The sequence below is a fragment of the Nocardia sp. NPDC051833 genome, from assembly GCF_040681225.1.
Lineage (GTDB): Bacteria > Actinomycetota > Actinomycetes > Mycobacteriales > Mycobacteriaceae > Nocardia.
On the sequence record NZ_JBFAYK010000001.1, the window covers coordinates 1,347,955 to 1,365,494 of the forward strand.

Sequence of the window (17,540 nt, forward strand, 5' to 3'; positions counted from 1 at the left end):
GGACAGATGACGAATTACGACGGTTTCACCGCGGATCTAGCTGGGATCCAGGCACTTTCCCGATTTCTCTACGATCGCGCCGCCGATCTTCGCGTGATCGGCAAGGGAATCCAGACGCTGCCGTGCGCCAGCGAAGACGCGCTCGGCTCGGCCGACGCCCTCACCGCCTACACCGCCTTCCACAGCGCGTGGACCAAGGAACTCGGCATCCACGCGGGTGCCCTCGACGAAGTCGGGGCGAAGTTCGATACGGCCGCCTCGACCTACTCACAAAAGGACGTGACCTGGTCGAGCGACTTCACGTCCTTCATGCACGGCACGGCGCTCGACAGCTAGGCGGAGCGAGGCAACGATGTCCGATCTCGAAACAATCGGCAAAGCGATGGCCCAATTGCAGATCGGGTCGTCGATGACGGTGGCGGCCGCGGTCGCGAGTCTGGCCGGTGTCCCGGCACCGAAAGGCAACGCCGAGACCATCGACCAGCTCTCGGATGGCTATGGGAAAGCGGCCGGGCCGACCGATATGGCCGCTCTTGACGTCGCCAACGCCTCGGCGCGGGAGCTGCCCGAGGTATGGGTCGGTCGCACCGCCAACGTCGCGGGTGACGTGGTGGTCGCCGTGGCGGAAGACGTGGAACTGGCCGCTGCGGTATTCGGCAGGGCGCGCACGATTCTGGCCACGCTCGCCGAGGGGATCACCACCGCGAAACAATCGCACACCGACGCGCAGGATCCGCTGCGTCGCGCGATCGAAGCCTGCGACGACAGCGACTGGATGACGGCGAAAAGTTACGGAACGAGCGCCGCCGAGCTACTACTGTCCGCGATCACCAAGGCCGAGACCGCGGGCACCGATGCCGCGCGGGACCTGCGGGCGCTCACCGCGCAAGCCAGGGCCGCGGTGATGGACTCGGGAAATCTGTCCGATTCGGACCGGATGGTCCTGGCCGAGACGTCGACCGGCGACGGCGCGCAGGGCAAGAACATCATTCTCACCACCGATGCCGCAGACCGGGCGGCGGCTCGACTGGACCAGATGAGCGACACCGACCGGCAGAAGGTCACCGAGCTGCTGGCGAACGCCAAATCGCCACAGGAACGCGCGTACCTGATGAAGACGCTGGCAGCCGGCCACAGCGCCGACGAACTCACTCAGTTCGCGAATACGATCCACCCCTACGGCGACGATACGACCTGGCTACGTGAGCATCTGACCCCGTTCACCAACTCCGACAGCACCATCTCGGCCAGCTACCAGGATGGCAGCTGGACCCAGGGCGGATATCCCACCTGTGTCGCCTCGTCGACGGTGATGGCTCGGGCGATGATCGATCCCTCGTACACCCTGATGCTGACCACCGGAAACAATCCGAGCGACCCCGCCTCCACCAGTAAGGACGCCTTCCTCTCCCGGCTCCGCGACGAACAAGCCACCCTCTACGACCACGGCCGCGACGAAGGCAGCATCATCGGCGATATCGGCCAGTTCTTCGGCAAGGATGGCATGCAGACCGACGAGGGCGAATTCATCGCCGACGAGCAGATCGGCGCGTACACCGGCAAGGACTACCAGCACGTGGAGCTCGGCGACACGCAATCCCGGCGCGACATCCTCGACGACATCTACAGCGCGGTGGACAACGGATCACCGGTCCCGTTCCAGGCGCGCGACAGCGACGGCGGCCACCAGATGATGGTGATCGGCCACGATGGTGACCGAATTCAGGTGTACAACCCGTGGGGCGTGGTCAGCTGGATCAGCGCCGACGACTTCGTCAACGGGAAATCGACAACCTGCCCACCGACGGCAAGGGCAAGGTGCCCAATCAGCTCGAAGGCGTGACCCTCCCCCGATGAACACCCAGTACACCGACGTCGAGGCCGCGGCGACCGACATCACCCGGCTCTTGATCGACGGACTGACCACACCGGATGCCCGCCACCCCGAACTGTTCGGAATCGGCGCGGTGGGCGCGGCGGTGCGGCTGGACCGTCTGCTCACCCCTCCTCGCGCGGTGGCCTACCTGGCCCGCGTCGTCGCGGCGGGCGGCACGGTATCGGCCGCCGCGCTGTCCGATCCGCTCCCGGATCCACGGCAGAGCGCGGTGCTGCGCCCCTGGCTCGACGCCGCGGCGGCGATTCCGGCCGCCATCGCCGTCGACGATCTGTTCGCCCGCTGGCTCGACGCCGTCGCGGCTGTCCTCGCGCTGCGCACCGTCGATCGGCGGCGGACCGGGCTGTCTCTGTGACGGCATCGACGGGCCGGCGCCGAATGATCGCCGGGCTCGTGGTCGTTGCGGTCGCGGTACCCGCGCTGGCGTGGGGTGTGGTGACGTATCGCAGCGGGCATGCCCCCAAGGGCACCCCGGCATCCGGGCAGACCCCGCCTGCGGTGTGCGAGCTGCCCGAATCCGTTCTGGCGCAGACTCGTACGCACAATTTCCGGGAGTTCGAGCTGTTCGACGCCGCGCCGGATCGCAACGCACCCGATCTCGACTTCTCCTGTGACTGGGACCAGCTGGCGGGGGCCGACGGCATCGACAGCAGAGCGATCGGCTGGCGTGCCTACCGATTCGACAGCGCCGACCGAGCTCTGCGGTACTTCGAGATGCATCGCGAGATGCCGAGTGTTCTGCCGCCTTTCGAGATTCGCTCCGTCGACGGCTTCCCCGGGCCCGCGTCCTGCCAGCGGACCGTCGACAAGTCGGGCACAACCGAGGTGGCGCTGACCGTGCTCGACCGGAATCGGATCGTCGTCGTCCGGATCGACGCCGAGGACCAGCACTTCCTCTGGACCCGGCCGACCCCGTTCACCACCGCTGAAGCTCTCACCGCGCTGGTCGCGCGGGAAGTACTGCAACGCACGTGGTAGTCGGACCGGTCCCGCACGGGGCCCGGTCCGACCACGACTCCTACAGGTCCGCGATGGCGGCCAGTGGGGGTGTGCGGGCGGCGCGGACGCCGGGCCAGACGGCGGCCAGGACGCCGACGACGCCGGAGGCGATCAGGACGGTGACCAGTTGCGACCACGGGATGGTGATCTGGTCGATGCCCAGGTCGCGCAGGGTGCGCAGGAAGCCGACGCCGAGGGCGATGCCGAGGACCAGGCCGACGATGGCGCCGAAGATGGCGATCAGCATGGATTCCAGGTAGATCGTGCGACGGACCTGGGAACGCTGGGTGCCGACGGCGCGCAGCATGCCGATCTCACGGCGGCGTTCGACCACCGACAGGGCCAGCGTGTTGATGATGCCGAGCACCGCGATCACCACGGCCAGGGCGAGCAGGCCGTAGAGGATGGCGAGCAGGGTGTTGATCTGCTTGCCCTGGGCGCCCTTGAACTGCTCGGCGTCCTGCACCTGCACGACGACGAACGGTTCGGTGGCCTTCTCCAGATTCGCCCGCATGGCGGTGAGGTCGGTGCCGGGCGCCGCCTTCACCAGCACGTAGATGTTGGTGCGCAGGCTCTGCGGCATCAGCTGTTCGTAGACGCCGGGGTCGACGACCATCGGGCCGAGCAGCGGCGAGTTGGCGAAGATGCCGCCGACGGTCAGCTCGAGCTGCTTGTTGTCCAGGCTGGTGATGCCGACCTTGTCGCCGACCTTCCAGCCCCGATCGGTGGCTTCCTTCTCGTCGACGAGCAGCCCGTTCGGGGCGATGGTGGTGGAGCCGCTGAGCAGGTCGATGTTCATCACCGGGTCGATCGGGCCGTCCGGGGAGGTGGCGCCGATCTGTTCCTTGCCGACCTTGAAGGCGACCACCCGGATGCCGGTGACATCGCTGACACCGGGCACCTCGGTGCGCACAGCGTCGACCGCGCCGATCGGCACACCGATCATCTGCGGACCGGCGAGCACGTATTCGGCCTCGACGCCCTTGTCGATCAGCACGCTGACGCTGGTCTTCGCGGAGGCGCCGAGAATGCCGATCGCCGAGACCAGCATCAGGCCCAGCGTCAGCGCGAACGCGGTGGCGGCGGTGCGGCGCGGGTTGCGCACGGCGTTGTTGCGGGCCATCTGGCCGATCGCGCCGAACGGGCGGGTGAGCACGCCGAGCACGAGCACCATCGGCCGCGACAGCGCGGGCGCGGCGAGCAGGACGGCCAGGATCAGGCCGAGCGCGCCGATGCCGACGGTCACCGCCGCGCTCTTGCCGGTGCCCTGGGCGCCGAGGTACACGAGCACGCCACCGGCGACGGCCATGACCGCGCCGATCACCGTGCGAATCCGCAGCGAGTCACCGGCGCTGGCGAATTCGGACCGCATGGCCTCCACCGGCGGCACCTTCGCGGCCCGCCGGGCGGGCGCGTAGGCACTGGCGACGGTGACGATGAGGCCCACCAGCAGCGCGACGATCGCGGTGCGCGGCAGCACTGTCAGTGATCCGGTGGGCAGGCCCAGGTCGAAGGCGTTGAGCAGGGCGGACAGACCGAACGCGAGCCCGATGCCCGCGATCAGGCCGAGCACGCTGCCGATCACACCGATCACCACGGCCTCGACGACCACCGAGCGGCCCACCTGCTGACGGCTCGCGCCGATCGCCCGCAGCAGCGCCAGCTCACGCAGGCGCTGGGCGACGATCATCGAGAAGGTGTTGTAGATGATGAACGTGCCGACGATCAGCGCGATCGCGCCGAAGGCGAGCAGGAAGTAGTTGATGAAGGTGAGTGCCTCGGAGACCTGCTTCTTCATGTCCTCGCGGACCTCGTCGGCGTTCTGCACCTTGTAGTTGGGCAGGCCGGCGGCGAGCTTGTCGCGCAGGTCGTCGGCCGAGACGCCCGGCGACGCCGCGATATCGGCGTAGGCGACGTGCGAGCCGTCGGTGAACAGCTTGCGGCCCTGCGGCTCGGTGAACATCACCGCGACCACCCCGCCGCCCTCGGTGCCTGGCATCTCGTAGATGCCGGTCAGCGTCACCTCGAACGGGTCGCCCTTGGACGGGACCAGCACCTTGGTCTTGTCACCGACCTTCAGCCCGGCCTTCTCGGCACCGCTGGTATTGAGCGCGATCTCGCCCGACTGGGTGGGCGGACCACCGGCGACGAAGGTATTGGGCTCCTCGACCGACTGCTCCGGCGGCAGGTAGGACAGGCCGAAGCTCGGCGCGCCACCGGTCTGCACGGCCTTCTTGCCGTCGGGTTCGAGCAGCACCACCGGGCCGTTGACGGCCGGGGCGACCCGGTCGACGCCCTCGGTCTTGGCCAGCGCGTCGACGATATTGGTCGGCAGGCCCAGCGACTGCTGGTCCTTGGGGCCGACGCGCACGTCGACACCCTGGGCCTGGCCCTCGAAGATGCCGTCGAAGGTGCGCTGCAGGGTGTCGGTGAAGACGAACGACCCGGAGATGAAGGCGGTGCCGAGCACCACCGACAGCAGGGTCAGGGCCAGGCGCACCTTGTGCGCGGCGAGATTGCGCAAGGCGACCTTGCGCATGGGATTCGTGCTCACTTGGTCTCCAGCGCCTTCATCCGGTCGAGGATGGAATCCTGGGTCGGATCGCGCAGTTCGTCGACGATCCGGCCGTCGGCGAGGAACACGACGCGATCGGCGTAGGCGGCCGCGCGCGGATCGTGGGTGACGATCACGACGGTCTGGCCGAACTCGTCGACCGAGGCGCGCAGGATCGAGAGCACCTCACCGGAGGAGTGCGAGTCCAGGTTGCCGGTCGGTTCGTCGCCGAAGATGATCTCCGGCTTGCCGACCAGGGCGCGCGCGCACGCGACGCGCTGCTGCTGACCGCCGGACAGCTCGGAGGGCCGGTGGTCGAGCCGGTCGCCGAGGCCGAGGCGCTTGACGACGGTGTCGAGCCACTCCTGGTCGGCCTTGCGGCCCGCGATGTCGAGCGGCAGGGTGATGTTCTCCAGCGCCGTCAGCGTGGGCACCAGGTTGAACGCCTGGAACACGAAACCGATGCGGTCGCGGCGCAGCGCGGTCATCTGCTTGTCCGACAGCCCGGTCAGCGCGGTGTCACCGATGCGGACCTGGCCCGCGCTGGCGCTGTCGAGCCCGGCCAGGCAGTGCATGAGCGTGGACTTGCCCGAACCGGAGGGCCCCATGATCGCGGTGAACTCACCCTTGGCGAAGTTCGCCGACACTCCATCCAGGGCTGTGACCTGGGTGTCTCCCGATCCGTACAGCTTGACCAGGTCTTGTGCGGCGGCCGCGATCTCGGTGTCGGCCGCCGCGTCGACGGCCTCGGTGCCCATGGCGTGCGAAGTCATGGTGTCCAGTCTGTCTGTCCGCCGGAAACCGCGCCATCCGGGATCCCCCCGATACCTACCGGATGACCCACTCGAACGCCGCCGCCTCCGACCGCGCGCCCTCGGCGGCGCGCGAGCGATTCGGTTCGCCGAGGTCGGCGAGCAGCTCCTCGGTGAGGCCGACCAGGCTCGCCAGCGACGCCGGGGTGAACCAGTCCGGCCTGGTGGCGAACAGGATGTCCTCGGAGGCGGTGTTGCCGCTCGCGCCGGGCGCGAACGGACAGCCGCCGAGACCACCGAGCGCGCCGTCGACCATGGTGGCGCCCGCCGCGACGGCGGCGAGGGTGTTGGCCACACCCATGCCCCAGGTGTCGTGGCCGTGGAAGACGATGCGGCGCGCCGGGGTGGTGTCGCGGACGGCCGTCACCAGCGCGCTCACCTGGCCGGGGTGCGCCTGGCCGAGGGTGTCGGCCAGGACGATGTCGGCGGCGCCCTCGGTGCGCGGGTCGCGGGCGATGCCGAGCACCCGTTCGGGATCGACCGGACCGTCGAACGGGCAGGTGAAGCTGGTGGCCAGGCACAGCTGGATCTCGCCACCCGCCTCGCGCGTCAGCCGGATCGCGTCGGGCATCGCGGCCACCGACGCCTCGGTGTCGCGGCCGATATTGGCCCTGTTGTGCGCGTCCGACGCCGAGAAGCAGTACTGGAAATTGCGGGCGCCCGCCGCGGCCGCCTTCTCGATGTGCCGCGGCGTGGCCACCCAGACCCAGCATTTCGCCAGCTCGTCGGGGGTGAGCGCGGCGATCAGCTCGAGCGAGTTGGCCATCGGCGGCACCAGATCCGGCCGGGCCATCGAGCCGATCTCCAGCGCGGGCACGCCCGCGGCCAGCAGCCGCCGGACGACGTCGATCTTCTGCTCGGTCGGCAGCACCTTGCCGGTCAGCTGCAACCCGTCGCGCAGGGTGACATCACGCAGCAGCGGCGCGGTCATCGCCGCTGGTCCGGTTCCTGGGCGGGCACGCACATGACCCCGCCGCACGGCTTGTCACCGACGCTGGCCGGCGTCGGATGCACGGTCGGGCGCACGTGGCCGGGGCCACGCTGTTCCCACTTGCTGCGCACCGGTGGGCGGCGTCTGCCGTGTACTCGCCTGCTCACGATGCCTCCAGCGCGTCGATCTCGTCTTGCGTCATCCCGAGCAGCTCGCCGAGCACCTGGGCCGTGTGTTCGCCGAGGTCGGGGCCGACATTGCGAATCGGCAGCGACTGTCCCCCGATCACCGGGACGATGCCGGGGAACCCCACCTGCTTGGGTTCGGGCTCGCCCACGTCGACGGGGAACGACTGGATCATATTGCGTGCGCGGTACTGCTCGTCGGCCACGATGTCGGCGGCGGTGTAGATCGGGCCGCACGGGATGGCCGCCTCGTCGAGGATCTTCAGCGCCTCGTCGCGGGTGTGCTCGACCGTCCACTCCGCGATCGAGGCGTCGAGGCGTTCCCGATTGCGCCAGCGACCAGCGTTGTCGGCGAGCTCGGGATCGGCCGCCAGGTCCGGACGCCCGATGACCTGCATGTAGCGCTGGAAGATGGCATCGCCGTTGCCGCCGATGATGATGCTGTAGCCGTCGCTGGTCGGATAGGCGTTGCTGGGCGCGATGCCCTCCATCCGGCCGCCGACCCGCTCCCGGTTGATGCCGTAGGCGAGGTGATCGGGGACCAGCGATTCCATCACCGACAGGATCGACTCGTTGAGCGCGACGTCGATGATCCGCTCCGGCTGCGGCACCGGGCCGCTGACCCGCTCACGCTGGAACAGCGCCATCACGGTGCCGAAGGCGGCGTAGATGCCCGCGATCGAGTCGCCGATCGACACCCCCACCCGCACCGGCGGGCGGTCGGGGTCGCCGACGAGTTCGCGCAGGCCACCCACGGCCTCGGCGACGGCGGCGAACCCGGGGCGCGCGGCCATCGGGCCGGTCTGGCCGTAGGCGGAGATCCGGGTGATGACCAGCTTCGGGTTCACCTCCTCCAGCACCTCGGGCCCCAGGCCCCATTTCTCCAGCATGCCGGGCCGGAAGTTCTCCAGCAGCACGTCGCAGTGCCGCAACAGGTCGAGCACGATCGCCCGGCCCGCCTCGGTGCGCAGGTCGAGCACGATCGACTTCTTGTTGCGGTTGACCGTGCGATACAGCATGGAGGTGTCGCCGCCGTAGAGCCGCCAGTTGCGTAACTCGTCGCCCGTTCCCGGGCGCTCCACCTTGATCACCTCGGCGCCGAAGTCGCCCAGAATGCGACCGGCGGTGGGAGCGGCGACATAGTTGCCGAGTTCCAGGACGCGCACACCGTCCAACGGCCGAATATTCTGTTCCGCCACCCCGCGACTTTAGCGTGTCGTCCGGGAGCTCGGCTGTTGGTGGTCGGGCTTGCGTCGTGTGCGGCACGGCGGGGAGGTGGTCGGGGAGTTACCCATGTCCCCGCGGGATCACCCCGCCACCTCCCTCCCCGTTGTCAGCTGGCGAGGAGTTCCGGTTCCTCGATGATGGAGTAGTGGTCGGCGTTGCCTTCGAGGACGGTGCTCGGCTTGCCGTCGACGCCGATCGGGATGTCGCCGGCGAGGGTGATGCGGGTCAGGCGGCGGGGCTGGTTGTCGTAGTCGTCGATGGCGTAGTGCTGGGTGGCGCGGTTGTCCCAGATGGCGACGTCGCCGTCGGACCAGGTCCAGCGGGTGGTGTTCTCCAAGCGGGTGACGCGGTCCTGGAACAGGCGGAACAGCGCCTGCGACTCGCTGGTGGACAGGCCGACGAAGTTCTTCACGAAGTGGCCGAGCAGCAGCGCGCGTTCACCGGTCTCCGGGTGCACGCGCACCACCGGGTGCTCGGTCTCGTAGTAGGTGGACTGGAACTCCGCGCGGTACTCCGCGGTCTTCGGGCGCAGCGGCTCGACAGTGCGGGCGGCGTAGTCGTAGACGTTGGTGTGCACGGCGCGCAGGTTCTCGGCGAGTGCCTTCAGCGGTTCGGGCAGCGAGTCGTAGGCCGCGACGGTGGAGGCCCAGGTGGTCGAGCCGCCGTAGGTCGGTAGGTACTCCGCGCGCAGAATGGACGCCTTCGGGATGCGGTCGACGAAGGTGACATCGGTGTGCCAGGAGTTGGCGCGGCCGGTCTCGGAGTCGATGGCCAGGCTCTTGACGCCGTGCGAGGTCACCGTCGGGTGCGGCGTCGTCGGGCTGCCGAGCAGCTGCGCGAACTCGTGCTGGCCGTCCTCGGTGAGGTGCTGCTGGCCGCGGAAGAAGATGACCTTGTGCTCGTTGAGCGCGCGCCGGATCGTCGCGACGGTCGCCGCGTCCAGGTCACCCCCCAGACGGACGCCGTCCACCTGGGCGCCGATGTGGGCGCCGAGCTTGGTCACCGTCAGCGCGGCGGGGATGGCGTGGTCGACCGTCATGGGAGATCACCTCTGTCGTTGTGGAACGGTTGGTATGCCTCAAGCACACCGCGAATTCCGTTCGGCAGACAGGTTTTCCCTCCGGGTGATCGGAACCGTCAGCCCAGGTTCTCCCGCAGGTAGGCGAGGTCCTCGGCGACTCCCTCGGCCGGGGTCTCCAGGATGACCGGGGCGCCCGCCGTGCGGCAGACCTCGGCCAGCAGCTGCGGGTCGATGGTGCCGTCGGCGAAATTGGCGTGCCGGTCGGCGCCGGAGTCGAACTCGTCACGCGAGGAGTTCAGGTGGACCAGGTCGATGCGGCCGGTGATGGCCTTGATCCGCTCGACGACGCCGACCAGTTCCTCACCGCCCGCCCAGGCGTGGCAGGTGTCGAGGCAGAAGCCGGCGCCGTAGTCGCCGACCGCGTCCCAGAGCCGGGCGATCGAGTCGAAGTGCCTGGCCATCGCGTGATTGCCGCCCGCGGTGTTCTCGATCAGGATCGGCACCGCGAAGCCGCCCTTGTCCTGCTGGCGTTCGAACAGCTTGCGCCAGTTGTCGATTCCGGTATCGAGCTCGGCGTCGGAGCGCACGTGTCCGCCGTGCACGACCAGGCCGAACGCGCCGAGCTCGGCGGCGGCCTTCGCCTGCTGGGCCACCGCGTTGCGCGAGGGCATCCGCAGCCGGTTGTTCAGGCTGGCCACGTTGATCTGATAGGACGAGTGCACGACCACATCGATCGGGCTGGCCAGGATCTCGGCGGCCTTCGGGTGCGGCTGCGGTTTGTCCCAGCTCTGCGGATCGACCACGAACAGCTGGATGACCTCGGCGCCGAGCTTCTCGCCGAAGCCGATCGGATCGCTCTCGTCGCGAACGTGTGCTCCAATGCGCATGACGTCACCCTAAACCGCGGCACCGACAGCATCGGCGGATGTTGCGAAGCGGGGGCGTCGGGAGATACATCGGTAGAATTTCGACGGGTGCTCTGCCCTGGAGGGGGTGACTTCGCGGTGTTGCGCAAAGGCGACGTGTTCGCCGGGTACACGATCCGGCGCGTGCTCGGCTACGGCGGGATGGGCGTGGTCTACCTGGCCCGGCACCCCCGCCTGCCCCGGCTCACCGCGCTCAAGCTGCTCAGCCGCGACCTGTCCGCCGACGATGAGATCCGCCACCGTTTCGAACGCGAGGCCGACCTGGTCGCCCAGCTCGAGCACCCGAACATCGTCAACGTCTACGACCGCGGCAACGACGACGACCAGCTGTGGATCTCCATGCAGTTCGTGGCGGGCACCGACGTGGCGACCGCCGACGTCAACGTGCTGACGCCCGGCCGCGCGGTGCAGATCGCCGCCGAGACCGCGACCGCGCTGGATTTCGCGCACGCGAGCGGGGTACTGCACCGGGATGTGAAACCGGCCAACATCCTGCTCGCCAAGCCGCCGATCGGACGCCCGGAACGGGTGGTGCTCACCGATTTCGGTATCGCGGCCGTGCGCGACAGCGAGACGACACTGTCCTCGGCGGGCAGTATCACCGCCACCCTGGCCTACGCGGCGCCCGAGCATCTCGCCGGCGCACCGCTGGATCACCGCGCCGACCAGTACTCGCTGGCCTGCACCCTGTTCTGGATGCTGACCGGCTCGGTGCCGTTCCCCGGCCCGAATCCGGCCGCGGTGATCCAGGCGCACATGAGCAAGCCGGTGCCGCCGCTGCGCAGCCTGCGCCCCGATCTGCCGTCGACCCTGGACACCGTGCTGGCCAGGGCCACCGCCAAGCAGCCGGGGGCGCGCTACGACAGCTGCGCGGAGTTCGCCGGGGCCGCCAGGGCCGCGCTGTTCGCGGTGCCCGGCCCGTGGCAGCACCAGCGGCACCAGCAGACGGCGACCGGGGTGGTGCTGCGTGCCCGCGAACCGTATCCGCAGCAGCCGTATTCGCGCCCGGCCACGCCGCCGCAGCCCTATCGTCAGGCGCCGCCGACCACGCCGGCCCAGCCGCACACGCAGGTGCCGCGACCGGCGACACCCGCGCAGCCGTATCCGCACGCACCGCGCCCGACGACCGGCAACACCGCCATCCCGCCGCGGCGCGGTACCCAGCGGCCGGGCACCATCGATTTCCCCGGTGGCCGTAACCATCCCGGCTACATCGTGCCGCCACAACCACGGCGACCACCGTGATCGGGGCGTCCTGGTCGGTCGCTTCGCTGGCCACCGTCCGCGCGGTCACCGACTGCTAAGGTTTCGTTGAATTTTCCCGTGGCGGGCCACCCGGCCGCGGCTTTCTTGCTGTACGCGCGTGCGCTGGTGGGTCCCGGCGCACGGCGGGAAGTGGAGCAGACATGCTGGCCAACGGAGATGTCTTCGCCGGCTACGTCATCGAACGGCAGCTCGGCCGGGGTGGCATGGGTTCGGTCTATCTGGCCAAGCACCCGCGCCTGCCGCGGATGACGGCACTGAAGTTGCTCAATCGCGAGATGTTCTTCGATCAGGAGGTGCGGGCGCGGTTCGAACGGGAGGCGGACCTGGTCTCGCGCCTGGATCACCCGAACATCGTCACCGTCTACGACCGCGGTCTCGACGACGAGCAGTTGTGGATCTCGATGCAGTTCATCGACGGCATCGACGCCGCCTCGGTGGACCCGCAGACGCTGCCGCCCGCCCGCGCGCTGCAGATCGTCAAGGAGACCGCCGACGCCCTGGACTACGCGCACGGCATGGGTGTGCTGCACCGCGACGTGAAACCGGCCAACATCCTGCTCGCCCGCTCGGGCGCCGGCCGCGGCGAACGGGTCTACCTCACCGACTTCGGCATCGCCCGGCTGCGCGACGACACCGGACATCTCACCCAGACCGGCACCTTCACCGCGACCCTGGCCTACGCCTCGCCCGAGCAGCTGACCGGCGCCGCGCTGGACCACCGCTCCGACCAGTACTCGCTGGCCTGCACGCTGTTCTGGCTGTTCACCGGGTCGGGCCCGTTCACCGCCACCAATCCGGCCGCGGTCATCCAGGGCCACCTGCAGCAGCCGCCGCCGCCGCTGAGCAACGTGCGGCCCGGCCTGTCCTACGCCCTCGACAGCGTGCTGGCCAAGGCCATGGCCAAGCGGCCCGACGACCGTTTCGACTCCTGTTCGGACTTCGCCAACGCCGCGATCACCGCGCTCAACAACCCGAGCGCGCCCGCGCTGCCGATCGTCGGCCCGCGCCCGACCACGGGTGGCGCGATCCCGGTGACCGGTGGTCCGCGCCCGACCACCGGCGGCGCGATCCCGCAGACCGGATCGCCGTATCCGCTTGCCGGGCAGGGCCCGATGACCGGCGGCCCGATGGGTACCGCAGCGCCGGGCCCGATGACCGGCGGCCCGATGACGGCCGGTCCGATGACCGCGGGTCCGATGACGGCGGGGCCGATGGCCAACCAGTCGCCCGCGCCGCTGACCGGTGGCGCCGCGACACAGCACCCGTACACCCAGCAGTCCCGGCCGCAGTACCCCACGCCGCCCGGACCGCCGCGCCCGCCGACGAACAACTTCGCCCAGTACCCGCAGGGGCCGCGACCGCCGTCGAAGTCGAACGCCGGCCTGATCGTCGGCATCGTCGTCGCCGTGGTCGTGGTGCTCGCGCTGCTGGTCGGCATCGGCATCGCGGTCAGCGGCGACGATTCGGGCGGCGGCTCCACCACGACGACCAGCGCGTCGGCGGGCAAGCACGTCACCCCGAACGCCGACGCGATCAGCGCCGAGTTCGGCCGGATGGTGCCCGCGAACGTCGACGGCGACACCGGCTACAACGGAGCCTCCTGCTGGGAGACCGATTCCAACTACACGCCATCGCCCAACGACGGTGACCCCGATTTCGGCTCCTGGGCCTGGCAGTGGCGCTGCTACGACGGCGGCGGCAGCGGCGGCAACGATCCGTTCTACCGGATCTACGTCTACAACTCGGCCGCCGATGTGCAGGCGGTGATCAGCGGCCTGCCGACCAACACCAAGTCGGTGGATACCAACGGCGGCAAGCAGTACACCAACTACAAGTACACCGACAACGGGAACAAGATCATCACCCAGTTCACCGGCGACCCCGATCGCGCGCAGTTCCTGATGTTCACCGACGGCTACGGCAAGGCCGACGAGGTGCTGCGCTGGTGGCGTTCGGCCCCGCTCAACTGATGGCGATGCTCGACCGGGACGACGTCTTCGCCGGATACACCATCGAGCGGTTGCTCGGCCGCGGCGGCATGGGCTCGGTGTATCTGGCGCGGCATCCGCGCCTGCCCCGGCGCACCGCGATGAAGCTGCTGAACCGGGAACTGTTCGACGACACCGAGATCCGGGCCAGGTTCGAACGTGAGGCCGACCTGGTCGCGCAGCTGGAGCATCCGAACATCGTCACCGTCTACGACCGTGGCGTCGAGAACAACCAGCTGTGGATCTCGATGCGCTACATCGACGGCGCCGACGCGGCCTCGCTGCCCGCCCCGGTCGATCCGGCGCGGGCGGTGCGCATCGTCGCCGAGACCGCGGCGGCGCTGGACTTCGCGCACAGCCGCAGCGTGCTGCACCGCGACGTGAAACCGGCGAACATCCTGATCGAACCGGTCGACGACACCGAACGCGTCTACCTCACCGACTTCGGCATCGCGCGCCTGCACGACGACAACGCCGCCAAGCTCACCCAGACCGGCACCTTCACCGCCACCCTGGCTTTCGCCTCGCCCGAACAGCTCTCCGGCATCGCCCTCGACGGCCGCGCCGACCAGTACTCGCTGGCCTGCACCCTGTACCGGCTGCTCACCGGGACAACGCCGTTCGACGCGAGCAACCCGGTCACGGTGATCCAGGGCCACCTGCAACAGCCGCCGCCTCGCGCCAGCGCGCTGCGCGCCGAGCTGCCGGCGGCACTGGACGCGGTGATCGCCCGCGGCATGGCCAAGCGGCCGGACGAGCGTTTCGCCACCTGCGCCGAATTCGCCGCGGCCGCCAGGCAGGCGCTGGCCGGTCCTGGTACGGGACAGCGGTTCCCGGCCTCGGCCCAGACCAGGACGTATCCGCCGAACTCGCCGTTCACCCCCGCGCCGGGATTGCCGATCGCCGCGAGTGGGACGGGCGGACCGAACTCGGCTGCCGAAGTGGGCAATCCGTCGTGGCCAGGCGGCGGGCAGCCGTCCTCGCCTGGCATCCCGCAGCCGACCTGGCCTGAGGCACAACAGTCCTCCTCCCCGGGGATTCCGCAGGCGGGATGGCCCGGCGCGCAGCAGTCGTCCTCCCCGGGGATTCCGCAGGCAGGGTGGCCCGGCGCGCAGCAGGCTTCCTCGCCCGGGCTCCCTCAGCAGTCCTGGCCTGGAGCGCAGCACGCCTCGTCACCCGGCGTCCAGCAACCGGCGTGGGCGAGCGGGCAGCACTCGTCGCCCGGCCTCCAGCAGCCGTCGTGGCCTGGTGCGCAGCAAACTCCCTCGTCCGGGGTCCCACAGCAGTCATGGCCAGGGGCGCAGCACTCCTCGTCACCCGGTAACCAGCAGCCGGTATGGGCGAGCGGGCAACCATCGCCTGCTGCGGGGATGCCGCAGGGATCGTGGCAGGGTGGCGCGCCGAGCAGGACGGCCGAGCGGCCGCGGGACGGCGGGTCGTCGCGGGGCGCGGGGACTCGGTCGAAGGTGGCCGACGACTATCTCGGCCGGAAGCGGGATTCCCGCTGGCAGGCGTCACCGGTGGGGTGGGTCGCGCTGATCGTCCTGCTCGGGCTGGTGATCTGGATGATCGTGGGCGTCCTGCAGAGTCCCGAGGACAAGCCGTCGGGCGCGCCGCCCGTCGAGTCGACCGAGTCCATCGCGCCGACCACGGTCGCGCCCACCACCGTCGTCACCCAGCGCCCGTCCAGCGCCGCGCCGACGACCAGCGATCGCAAGGTGATCGGCGCGAACGCCGCGCAGCTCAGCGACCAGTTCCCGCGCATGCTCCCGCAGACCAGCGCGAACAACCTGGTGCACGCCGGCTCCGGGCTGGGCAACGCGGGCTGCTTCGCCTACGACCGCACCACCGCCAGCCGCGACAGCGACGACGCCGACATGGGCGACTGGGTGGTCATGTGGCACTGCTTCGGCGGCGGCAACAAGGCGACCTACGAGTTCTTCCTCTACCCCTCCGCCGACCAGGCGAAGCAGGCGATCGCGGCGCTGCCCGCCAACGACGCCCGCGCCGCGACGCACACCGGGCACAGCTACACGAACTTCGTCCTCCAGGGCAGCCAGGCGCGGTCCCCGCGCATGGTCACCCGGTTCGACGCCGACCCGGCCCGCGCGGCGATGCTCATGTACAGCCGGGGGTTCATCGCCGACGAGGCGCAGATGCTGGAGTGGTGGCACACCGCGCCACTGACCTGAGCCGTCACCGACACGTTCGCGGGCGTGGGGCGCGGGCACAGGTTTCGCCGGGAGCGCGGCCGATGCAGCCCTCGCCCACCGGGGTGAGTGTCTCGCCTGCCGGGGTGAGTGTCAGGCCCTAGCCCGCCGGAGTCAGCGTGTAGTGCACGAAGTCGCGCACCGGTTCGTAGCCGATCGCCTGGTATATCTTGTTCGACGTCGGGTTGGCCAGGTCGGTGAACAGGCAGACGTCCGTGCCCTCGGCGCGAACCACCTGGGAGACAGTGGCGGTCAGCGCGCTGGCGAAGCCGTTGCCGCGCAGTTGCGGAGGCGTGTAGACCGGCCCGATCCGCGCCCAGCCGAGGGTTTCGCTCTGCCGGGCGACGAACGCGGCGGGCACCCCCTCGTGCTCCCACAGCCACCAGAATCCGGCGTCGATCCGGCGCCGCGCGGCCTCCTCGTCGAAGGGCCGCGGCTCACCGATCTCGACGCAGAAGGCATCGATGAAGTCCCGGCAGACCGGGAGATCGGCCACGGTGGCCAGGCGCGGCTTGCCCGCCGCCTCGGGCACGGTCAACGTTCCGAGACGGAACAGGCGGGCCGAGTACGACTCCGCGCTCGAGCCACCGGTTCGGGCCGCCCACTCGCGCCCGAACGTCTCCGCGTCGGCGCGCACACCTTCGACGCTGGTCGGCGGCGGTCCTGCCGCGAGAAAGGCGTCGGCCACGGCCGCAACGCTGTGCGCGGGCAACTCGCCCAGGTAGATCCGGCCACCGAAGGCACTCGTGGCGACACCGGCGACCCGACCCGCGTCCTCGCGCACGGTCAGGAATCGCGTCGCCGCGGTTCCGGCCCGGCCGCCGAGTTCGTTGGCCACGGCGGTGGCGATCACCGTATGCCGCAAGGGGTCTTGACGAAGAAAACTCTCCGCGTCGGCCAGGAAGTGGGCGGCGTCGCCGGTGATGTCGATACGCACCCTACCGACGGTAGGCCGTGGCGGGGGCGATCGCAGCTGAATTCTTCCGCTACTCAGTCCTTTTCGCGCGCGTCCCGATCGGTGCGCAGCTTCAGCAGGATGAGTCCCGCGGTGCAGGCCAGGATCAGGCCCGCCACGGTGATCTCCACGTGCAGGCCGGCGATGCCGAGCCCGGCGCCGACGAGGCCGCCGACGAAGAACAACCAGCCCAAGACCCGGGCGACGACCGCGAAAGCGCGATTGCCCGGTGGGTTCGACAGTGCGTGCTGAACATTTGCCACTGCGGCCGAATCACCGTTCGCCGCCGCGGTTTCCAGCCGGGGTGTCGAGTAAGCTCCCATCAGATTCTCCTCGATGACGCCGATCAGATTCTTGCTTCGCGCAGACCTCGCGCGTCGGGGTTCGTTCCGGGCGTCTCATGCGTAACTTTGCTCACACACGCTACGACCCGGCGACGCCGATCGCGCGCGACACGTCCCCGCGACACGCTGAAGAAATCAATCCGATATCTGAATCAATAGTGTTTAAGATAGGCTGTTTGCCCCGACCTGCACTACTGTGAGGCGACTCGAAGCCGACGAGGAGTGCAC

The 17,540-nt window shown here is 69.6% G+C and carries 16 protein-coding genes; 7 read left to right on the forward strand and 9 right to left on the reverse strand.

Features of this window, described 5'->3' with window-relative positions; translation table 11 throughout:
* The first annotated feature begins 6 nt into the window (after positions 1-6).
* Genes AB0L91_RS05890 through AB0L91_RS05905 form a run of 4 tightly spaced genes read left to right on the forward strand, consistent with a single transcriptional unit; the run spans position 7 to position 2,872 of the window.
* Complete coding sequence (locus AB0L91_RS05890; protein ID WP_365007510.1) at positions 7-336, forward strand: hypothetical protein; 330 nt, start codon at positions 7-9, stop codon at positions 334-336.
* A gap of 16 nt (positions 337-352) precedes the next feature.
* On the forward strand, positions 353-1,843 hold the full coding sequence (locus AB0L91_RS05895; protein ID WP_365007512.1) for a hypothetical protein: 1,491 nt from the start codon (positions 353-355) through the stop codon (positions 1,841-1,843).
* A 10-nt stretch (positions 1,844-1,853) separates the two neighbouring features.
* Positions 1,854-2,249: a hypothetical protein gene (locus AB0L91_RS05900; protein ID WP_365007514.1), complete on the forward strand. Its 396-nt coding sequence runs from the start codon at positions 1,854-1,856 to the stop codon at positions 2,247-2,249.
* Between the two features lie 38 nt (positions 2,250-2,287).
* A complete protein-coding gene (locus AB0L91_RS05905; RefSeq protein WP_365007516.1) occupies positions 2,288-2,872 on the forward strand; it encodes a hypothetical protein in 585 nt (194 codons plus the stop codon).
* Positions 2,873-2,912: 40 nt separating this feature from the next.
* Here the strand turns inward: AB0L91_RS05905 and AB0L91_RS05910 are convergent, their stop codons facing one another.
* From AB0L91_RS05910 to AB0L91_RS05940, 7 genes are all read right to left on the reverse strand, one after another.
* Positions 2,913-5,432 carry an FtsX-like permease family protein gene (locus AB0L91_RS05910; protein ID WP_365011191.1) on the reverse strand — a complete coding sequence of 840 codons (2,520 nt, stop codon included), beginning with the start codon at positions 5,430-5,432 and terminating at the stop codon, positions 2,913-2,915.
* Positions 5,433-5,443: 11 nt separating this feature from the next.
* Complete coding sequence (locus tag AB0L91_RS05915; protein ID WP_355276227.1) at positions 5,444-6,220, reverse strand: ABC transporter ATP-binding protein; 777 nt, start codon at positions 6,218-6,220, stop codon at positions 5,444-5,446.
* A 55-nt stretch (positions 6,221-6,275) separates the two neighbouring features.
* Entirely contained in the window at positions 6,276-7,190 is a 915-nt protein-coding gene (locus AB0L91_RS05920; RefSeq protein WP_355276228.1) for a hydroxymethylglutaryl-CoA lyase, read from the reverse strand.
* A complete protein-coding gene (locus AB0L91_RS05925) occupies positions 7,187-7,357 on the reverse strand; it encodes a hypothetical protein (protein WP_357343337.1) in 171 nt (56 codons plus the stop codon). The genes AB0L91_RS05920 and AB0L91_RS05925 overlap by 4 nt, the downstream gene beginning before the upstream one ends.
* Positions 7,354-8,574 (reverse strand): CaiB/BaiF CoA-transferase family protein, encoded by a 1,221-nt coding sequence (locus tag AB0L91_RS05930; protein ID WP_365007519.1) that lies wholly within the window; start codon positions 8,572-8,574, stop codon positions 7,354-7,356. The genes AB0L91_RS05925 and AB0L91_RS05930 overlap by 4 nt, the downstream gene beginning before the upstream one ends.
* 134 nt (positions 8,575-8,708) lie before the next feature.
* Complete coding sequence (locus AB0L91_RS05935) at positions 8,709-9,641, reverse strand: TauD/TfdA family dioxygenase (protein ID WP_365007521.1); 933 nt, start codon at positions 9,639-9,641, stop codon at positions 8,709-8,711.
* A gap of 98 nt (positions 9,642-9,739) precedes the next feature.
* Positions 9,740-10,510, reverse strand: coding sequence for a deoxyribonuclease IV (locus AB0L91_RS05940; RefSeq protein ID WP_357343333.1), 771 nt, complete (start codon positions 10,508-10,510; stop codon positions 9,740-9,742).
* Positions 10,511-10,597: 87 nt separating this feature from the next.
* Here AB0L91_RS05940 and AB0L91_RS05945 point away from each other — a divergent pair, with 87 nt between their 5' ends.
* From AB0L91_RS05945 to AB0L91_RS05955, 3 genes are all read left to right on the forward strand, one after another.
* Positions 10,598-11,794, forward strand: coding sequence for a protein kinase (locus tag AB0L91_RS05945; RefSeq protein ID WP_365007524.1), 1,197 nt, complete (start codon positions 10,598-10,600; stop codon positions 11,792-11,794).
* 161 nt (positions 11,795-11,955) lie between these two features.
* A complete protein-coding gene (locus tag AB0L91_RS05950; protein WP_365007526.1) occupies positions 11,956-13,785 on the forward strand; it encodes a protein kinase in 1,830 nt (609 codons plus the stop codon).
* On the forward strand, positions 13,761-15,995 hold the full coding sequence (locus AB0L91_RS05955; protein WP_365007528.1) for a protein kinase: 2,235 nt from the start codon (positions 13,761-13,763) through the stop codon (positions 15,993-15,995). Before AB0L91_RS05950 ends, AB0L91_RS05955 begins: the two co-directional genes overlap by 25 nt.
* Positions 15,996-16,113: 118 nt before the next feature.
* Here the strand turns inward: AB0L91_RS05955 and AB0L91_RS05960 are convergent, their stop codons facing one another.
* Together AB0L91_RS05960 and AB0L91_RS05965 are read right to left on the reverse strand one after the other, a co-directional pair.
* A complete protein-coding gene (locus tag AB0L91_RS05960; RefSeq protein ID WP_365007530.1) occupies positions 16,114-16,950 on the reverse strand; it encodes a GNAT family N-acetyltransferase in 837 nt (278 codons plus the stop codon).
* A 53-nt stretch (positions 16,951-17,003) separates the two neighbouring features.
* Complete coding sequence (locus tag AB0L91_RS05965; RefSeq protein WP_365007532.1) at positions 17,004-17,291, reverse strand: hypothetical protein; 288 nt, start codon at positions 17,289-17,291, stop codon at positions 17,004-17,006.
* Positions 17,292-17,540: the final 249 nt, after the last annotated feature.